This window comes from Thiobacillus denitrificans, assembly GCF_001530125.1.
Taxonomy (GTDB): Bacteria; Pseudomonadota; Gammaproteobacteria; order Burkholderiales; family Thiobacillaceae; genus Thiobacillus; species Thiobacillus denitrificans_C.
Genome location: NZ_LDUG01000022.1, coordinates 22,935 through 29,044 on the forward strand (window position 1 = coordinate 22,935; position 6,110 = coordinate 29,044).

Here is a 6,110-nt window from a genome sequence, read left to right on the forward strand (position 1 = left end):
CGGCCCGACTATCGCTTGTGTTCCGCAGGGACTGCGGTTTCCAACGCTTCAGCGTATTTCAAACTAAAAACTACCCGGCATCTAATTCGAAAAAACGCTTTTGTTCCTCTAGTAACGGCATATTTTCAGCAAGCTTGTCTGCCGCAGGTAGCTCGTGACGGTCCCAACTAGCTGGATTCGCATACGCTGGCCATCTGCGTTTCCGTCATAAATCCATCAAACAACGTTCACTTTCCTGTCACGTAGAGCGCCTAAGCTTTCCTCCATTGGTTTTCATGAATCTTGGCTCACCTTGATGATGAAATCGAATCCTATTTTTTGATGCGAGGAGGGGCCATGATCCAGATGAACGATGTCCATGTCACTTTTCCAGGCGGTATGACTGCGCTGCACCCGACCTCCCTGCACTTTCAGCGGGGCGAGTTCACGGTTTTGCTGGGCGCCTCTGGCGCGGGCAAGTCCACGCTGCTGCGCTGCCTCAACCAACTGACGCCACCTTCTGGGGGGACTATCACGGTTGAGGGGCTGGGTAGCCTTGACGACCGCCGTCGGCTACACGAGCACCGCAAGCGCACCGGCATGATCTTCCAGCAGCACCAGTTGATCGGCCGCCAGAGCGCGCTCGCCAACGTGCTGCTCGGCCGCATCGGCTACCACGCCGCGTGGCGCAGCCTGTTCCCGCTGCCACTCGCGGAGCGGCGCATCGCCCTCGAATGTCTAGAACGCGTCGGCCTGCTGCACAAGGCGCTGGAGCGCGCCGATCGGTTGAGCGGTGGTCAGCAGCAGCGCGTTGGTATCGCTCGTGCGCTTGCGCAGCGGCCACGCCTAATGCTCGCCGACGAACCCGTGGCGAGCCTTGACCCGGCGACTTCGCACAATGTGTTGGCGCAACTGCGCCGCATTGGCCACGAGGACGGCATCACCACCGTGGTGAGTCTGCATCAGGTGGATCTGGCGCAGACCTATGCCGACCGCGTCATCGGTCTCGCCCACGGGCGCGTGGTGTTCGACGGCGCCCCAGCCGGGCTCACGCCGGCCACGCAGCAGGCCATTTACCAGCAGGCCGGCCACAGCAACACTGAGGCGACCGCGCCCACCGCCCCAACGCTATCTGCTTACAATTTCGCAACCATCGAGGACTAACCATGAAAAAGCTCCTGACGTTCATCACCGCTGCGCTATTCGGCCTGTCGCTTCCAGCGTTCGTGCAAGCCGCTCCCGATCCGGACCCTCAGACCCTGAAAGTGGCGCTGCTGCCGGACGAGAACGCCTCCACCATCATCAAGAACAACCAGGGACTCAAGGACTATCTTGAGGCTCAGCTCGGCAAGAATGTCGAACTGATCGTCACCACCGACTACTCGTCCATGATCGAGGCCATGCGTCACGGCCGCATCGACCTCGCCTACTTCGGGCCGTTGTCCTACGTGCTGGCGCGGCAGAAGAGCGCGATCGAGCCGTTTGCGGCGCTCAAGGTCAAGGGCAGCACCACTTATCAATCGGTGGTGATCGCAAACATCTCGTCCGGGGTGAAGGCGATCGGCGATATCAAGGGCAAGAACATGGCCTACGGCGACACGGTCTCGACTTCCAGCCATCTGATCCCGAAATCGGTGCTGGCCGAGCAGGGCCTCAATGCTGGGCGCGACTATAAGGAACACTTTGTCGGTTCGCACGATGCGGTGGCCCTGGCGGTGCAGAACGGTCACGCTCAGGCCGGGGGCCTGAGCCGTCCAATCTTCGAGTCGATGGTCGAGCGCAAAATGGTGAGTCTGGACAAGGTGAAGGTGCTGGAATACTCCAAGCCGTTCCCGCAGTACCCATGGACGATGCGCTCTAACCTGAAGCCAGAGCTCAAGGAAAAGATCCGCAGCGCGTTCCTGAACCTCAAGGACCCCGCGGTGCTCAAGGCGTTCAAGGCCGATGGCTTCGAGGCCATGACCGACCGGGATTACGACGTGGTGCGCAACCTCGGACCCCTGCTGAAAATCGATCTGTCCAAGTTCCAGTAAGCGGATAGAGAACGATCATGTCGCAAACCTACGATCAGCTGCTTGGCGCCGAACAGCGCACCTGGAACCGGGACGCACTGCGGCTCGGCGCGGTGCTCGCCGTTATCCTGGTGTGCGCCTATTACGTTGGGCTGTTCGACGGCGCGCGTCTGGCGGAGGGCGTGCCCAGCCTGTTCAGCCTGCTGGGCGAGATGTTGCCGCCCAACTTCAACGACTGGCGCAACTGGATCAAGCCGTTGCTCGACACGCTCGCCATGAGTGTCGCCGGCACGGCCTTGGCGGTGGCGTTCTCGGTGCCGCTCGCGTTCCTGGCGGCACGCAATACCACACCGCACCCGGTCGTGTATCAGGTGGCGCGCGGGATGCTGAACGCCCTGCGCGCCGTCCCGGAACTGATCCTGGGCATCATCTTCGTCGCCGCGGTCGGCTTCGGCGCTCTGCCCGGCGTGCTGGCGCTCGGCCTGCACTCGATCGGCATGGTTGGGAAATTCTTTGCCGAAGCCATCGAACACACCGATGCGGCGCCGATCGAGGCGGCGCGCGCCGCCGGCGGCACGCCGCTGCAGGTGATCCTGCACGGTGTCCTGCCGCAGGTGCTGCCGCAGATGGCGGACATTTCCATTTACCGCTGGGAGTACAACTTCCGCGCCTCCACCGTGATGGGCATGGTCGGCGCAGGCGGTATCGGCTTCGAGCTGATGGGCTCGCTGCGCATCATGCAGTACCAGGATGTCTCGGCAATCCTGCTGGTAATCCTGGCGATGGTGACGCTGGTGGACGCCTTCAGCGGCGCGCTGAGAAAACGATTCAAATAAAACTGGAGTAAGAACAAATGAAACCAAAAGTCATCCTCACCCACCGCGTACATCCCGAGGTTATCGAACTTCTGGCCGACCATTGCGAGGTCGTTCCTAACACTACCAATGAGACCCTGGCGAGTGACGAAATTTTGCGGCGTGCTCAGGATGCCGAGGCCATTATGACCTTCATGCCGGACAGCGTGGATGAAGCATTCCTGCGTGCCTGCCCACGTCTGCGCGTGATCGGATGCGCGCTCAAGGGCTACGATAACTACGACGTCGATGCCTGCACTCGTCACGGCGTGTGGATTACTAACGTGCCAGATCTACTCACCATCCCCACAGCGGAATTGACCATTGGACTGCTTATCGGTCTAACGCGCAAAGTGCTCGCAGGCGATCAATTTGTACGTAGCGGCGGTTTCAATGGTTGGCGTCCCGCGCTCTATGGTTGCGGCCTGACGGGCAAAACCCTGGGCATCATCGGCATGGGTGCGGTCGGCCAAGCCATTGCCCAGCGTCTAGTCGGATACGAGATGCGCGTGTTGTACACCGATCCGTTGTCGCTGCCCAAGGAAAAGGAAGTGCATTGGAATCTCGAACGCGTGGAACTGGCGGCGCTGCTCGCCGCGAGCGACTTCGTAGTGCCTATGGTGCCGTACCGTGATGAAACGCTGCACATGATCGACGCCAGTGCGCTCGCACAGATGAAGTTCGGCGCCTATCTGATTAATACTTGCCGCGGCTCGGTAGTGGACGAGCAGGCGGTAGCCGAGGCGCTCGCTTCCGGTCGGCTGGCCGGCTATGCCGCCGACGTTTTCGAGATGGAGGAATGGGCGCGCCCAGACCGCCCGCACGCCATACCCCAGAAACTGCTGGAAGACACGGAGCGCACCTTGTTCACGCCTCACATCGGCTCAGCCGTGGACACGGTTCGACTCGAGATCGAACTCGAGGCGGCACGCAACATCCTTCAAGTATTCCGTAATGAAATACCTCAGGGTGCAATCAATCGACCGCAAGCAAGGATGAGCGCCTGACGATGCTGAACCTTGAGCACATCGCCAGTTTTTTGGCCGTGCTCCGTGCTGGTAATTTCCGTGCTGCGGCGCACGAACGTGCGCTGTCGCAAGCCACAGTGTCGCAGCATGTCCAGAAACTCGAGGCGGCGCTCAACACATGCCTGATCGCGCGATCCCACAGCGGTTGCTCCCCGACTCAAGCGGGCATAGTGCTGCAGCCATACGCTGAAAGCCTGCTGAGCATAAACACGCGTGTCCTGAACTTGATGCACAATCAGCAGGTAAGCATTGGTGCCAGTTCCAACATCGGCGTCTATCTGCTCCAGCCTTACATCAAGTCGTTTATGGCGGAGACGGGTGGACAATTTCCGGTCGAAATCGTTATTCAGAAAAATCCGGTGATCGCCGACAAACTGGAGCGCGGCGAAATTGATGTTGCCACCATGGAGTGGTGGGATGATCGTCCTGGCTATATTGCGCGCCCATGGCGGCAAGAGGAGTTGGTGGTGATCGTGGTGCCCGATCATCCGTGGGCGAAGCTGCTCACAGTGCCGCGAGCCTTGTTAGTAGACGTGCCTTTGTTAGGTGGCGAACCCGGCACTGGCACTGGAAGATTGCTCTTGCATCACATGGGGGAAACCGCACGTGACATGCAAGAAGTGATGCAACTAGGCAGCACCGAAGCGGTGAAGCGATGGGTTAAAGCCGGCTTAGGCGTTTCAATTGTGCTCTCCAGCACGGTCGTCGAGGAATGCCGCGCTGGCACATTGCGCGCAATCCCCCTTGAAGGCGCCCCGATATGCAAAACCTTATATGTGATCTGGCGTGCGACGTTGCGTCACGACAGCTTGCCGCTACGTCTCGCCAAGTGGCTACTTGATCAAGACACAGCGGCGGCGAACACCCAACTAGAAGTGGCTCCGCAGGTCTGCACAGCGCTATAAGTGGACGCTTCCGGCCGGGAGGATGCGAGGATGCGACGGTCGATTATCCTGCCGTGACAGGCGGGTCGTCGGCCATTGCGGCCGGTGGCGTCGCTCCAACCGAATGACCGGTGTAGCGGAGGTTGCCGACGTTTAGGGAGTACGCCGCCAAATGGCCGCTTTCGTCGGAAGCGAAGGACGGCCGACCCAAAGCGGAAGTTGGCCAGTTCGGAAAGCAGACGTTCAACGTTGGAGGTGAGGGGCTGCCAGAGCAGCGGAGCTGCGAAGGTTGCAGTCCCTCTCGACCGAGAGGTTAGGCGTAAATTGTTTGAATGAGAGCACGGCCTGCCACGAGCCACATGCAAATGCAGAAAGGCTTGAAACGAACAGCACTGCCGCCACCCAAAGGCGCCAATCGTTACTTGGATCTTTCTGCTTGGAGAGACGGTTGAGACGGCTCAATTGGTTGAAATAGGCAAAGAGCATTGCCAAGCCACACAGAACCAACCCGGCCAAAAAAATGGCCATAGGGGTACTCATGTCTGGGGGAGTAAAACCTTTTCTGACCACATTGCCGAGGTAGGCAAGGATTGCTACCGCAGCGCCGCCATTTGCAAATGCACAAAACTTAAATCCCTCAGTCGATAAAGTGACAAGGGATTTGTAGGTTTCAAGCCAGTCATCATGTCGAGGATCGTTGCTCATTACACACCTAACAGTTATTCACCAGACCGGTCGGTCCGTATTATCAAAATTCGCAGAACATGCTGATGTGCCGTAACTGCTTGATCCATGGTTGGTTCGTCGAGGTGTCCGAATATGTAATGATAATCCGGACGGAATGTCTGCTGTGGGAGAAATGCTCAAATGACCGCTTCTGGCCGCAACCTGCCCCCCACCTGAAAGCGGCCGTCCGCGACTCGGCAAGACAATCAGACTCCCATCAACCACGAAGGAGTCTGACATGGAAGCCAATCAATCTCGTGAGCCTTGGAACAAAGGCAAGCTGGTCGGCCAAAAGCCACCACTCAAACCCAAGGACATCTGGGCCATCCGAATCCACCTCCAGAACGAACATCGCGTTCGTGACTTGGCCATGTTCAACCTGGCGATCGACAGCAAGTTGCGTGGATGCGATCTGGTGAATCTGCACGTTCGGGACGTGACACACGGCAACCAGATATTGCCCCGGGCGATGGTCGTGCAGCGAAAGACCCAACGACCGGTGCAGTTCGAACTGACCGAACCGACCAGGTCTGCCGTATCGGCATGGGTCGAAAAGGCGAATTTGAGGCCGGAGCACTATCTGTTCCCGAGTCGCCTGGCGAAATCGCCTCATGTTTCTACCCGCCA

At 59.0% G+C, this 6,110-nt stretch carries 7 protein-coding genes; 6 read left to right on the forward strand and 1 reads right to left on the reverse strand.

Annotation, left to right across the window (positions count from 1 at the left end; translation table 11 throughout):
- The first annotated feature begins 336 nt into the window (after positions 1 to 336).
- From phnC to ABW22_RS09275, 5 genes are read left to right on the forward strand one after another with little or no spacing between them, the layout of a single operon-like run.
- Positions 337 to 1,143 carry a phosphonate ABC transporter ATP-binding protein gene (gene phnC, locus ABW22_RS09255; RefSeq protein WP_059755320.1) on the forward strand — a complete coding sequence of 269 codons (807 nt, stop codon included), beginning with the start codon at positions 337 to 339 and terminating at the stop codon, positions 1,141 to 1,143.
- Positions 1,144 to 1,145: 2 nt separating this feature from the next.
- Positions 1,146 to 2,012 carry a phosphate/phosphite/phosphonate ABC transporter substrate-binding protein gene (phnD, locus tag ABW22_RS09260; RefSeq protein WP_059755322.1) on the forward strand — a complete coding sequence of 289 codons (867 nt, stop codon included), beginning with the start codon at positions 1,146 to 1,148 and terminating at the stop codon, positions 2,010 to 2,012.
- A gap of 17 nt (positions 2,013 to 2,029) precedes the next feature.
- On the forward strand, positions 2,030 to 2,827 hold the full coding sequence (gene phnE / locus ABW22_RS09265) for a phosphonate ABC transporter, permease protein PhnE (RefSeq protein WP_059755327.1): 798 nt from the start codon (positions 2,030 to 2,032) through the stop codon (positions 2,825 to 2,827).
- A gap of 17 nt (positions 2,828 to 2,844) precedes the next feature.
- A complete protein-coding gene (locus ABW22_RS09270) occupies positions 2,845 to 3,852 on the forward strand; it encodes a phosphonate dehydrogenase (protein WP_059755331.1) in 1,008 nt (335 codons plus the stop codon).
- Between the two features lie 2 nt (positions 3,853 to 3,854).
- Positions 3,855 to 4,778 (forward strand): LysR family transcriptional regulator, encoded by a 924-nt coding sequence (locus tag ABW22_RS09275; protein WP_059755335.1) that lies wholly within the window; start codon positions 3,855 to 3,857, stop codon positions 4,776 to 4,778.
- Positions 4,779 to 5,000: 222 nt separating this feature from the next.
- Here ABW22_RS09275 and ABW22_RS17290 read toward each other — a convergent pair whose 3' ends face one another.
- A complete protein-coding gene (locus tag ABW22_RS17290; RefSeq protein ID WP_157648591.1) occupies positions 5,001 to 5,462 on the reverse strand; it encodes a hypothetical protein in 462 nt (153 codons plus the stop codon).
- Positions 5,463 to 5,721: 259 nt separating this feature from the next.
- Between ABW22_RS17290 and ABW22_RS16765 the strand changes: the two genes are divergently transcribed.
- The coding region (locus tag ABW22_RS16765) for a tyrosine-type recombinase/integrase (protein ID WP_157648592.1) at positions 5,722 to 6,110 on the forward strand (389 nt) is incomplete at its 3' end.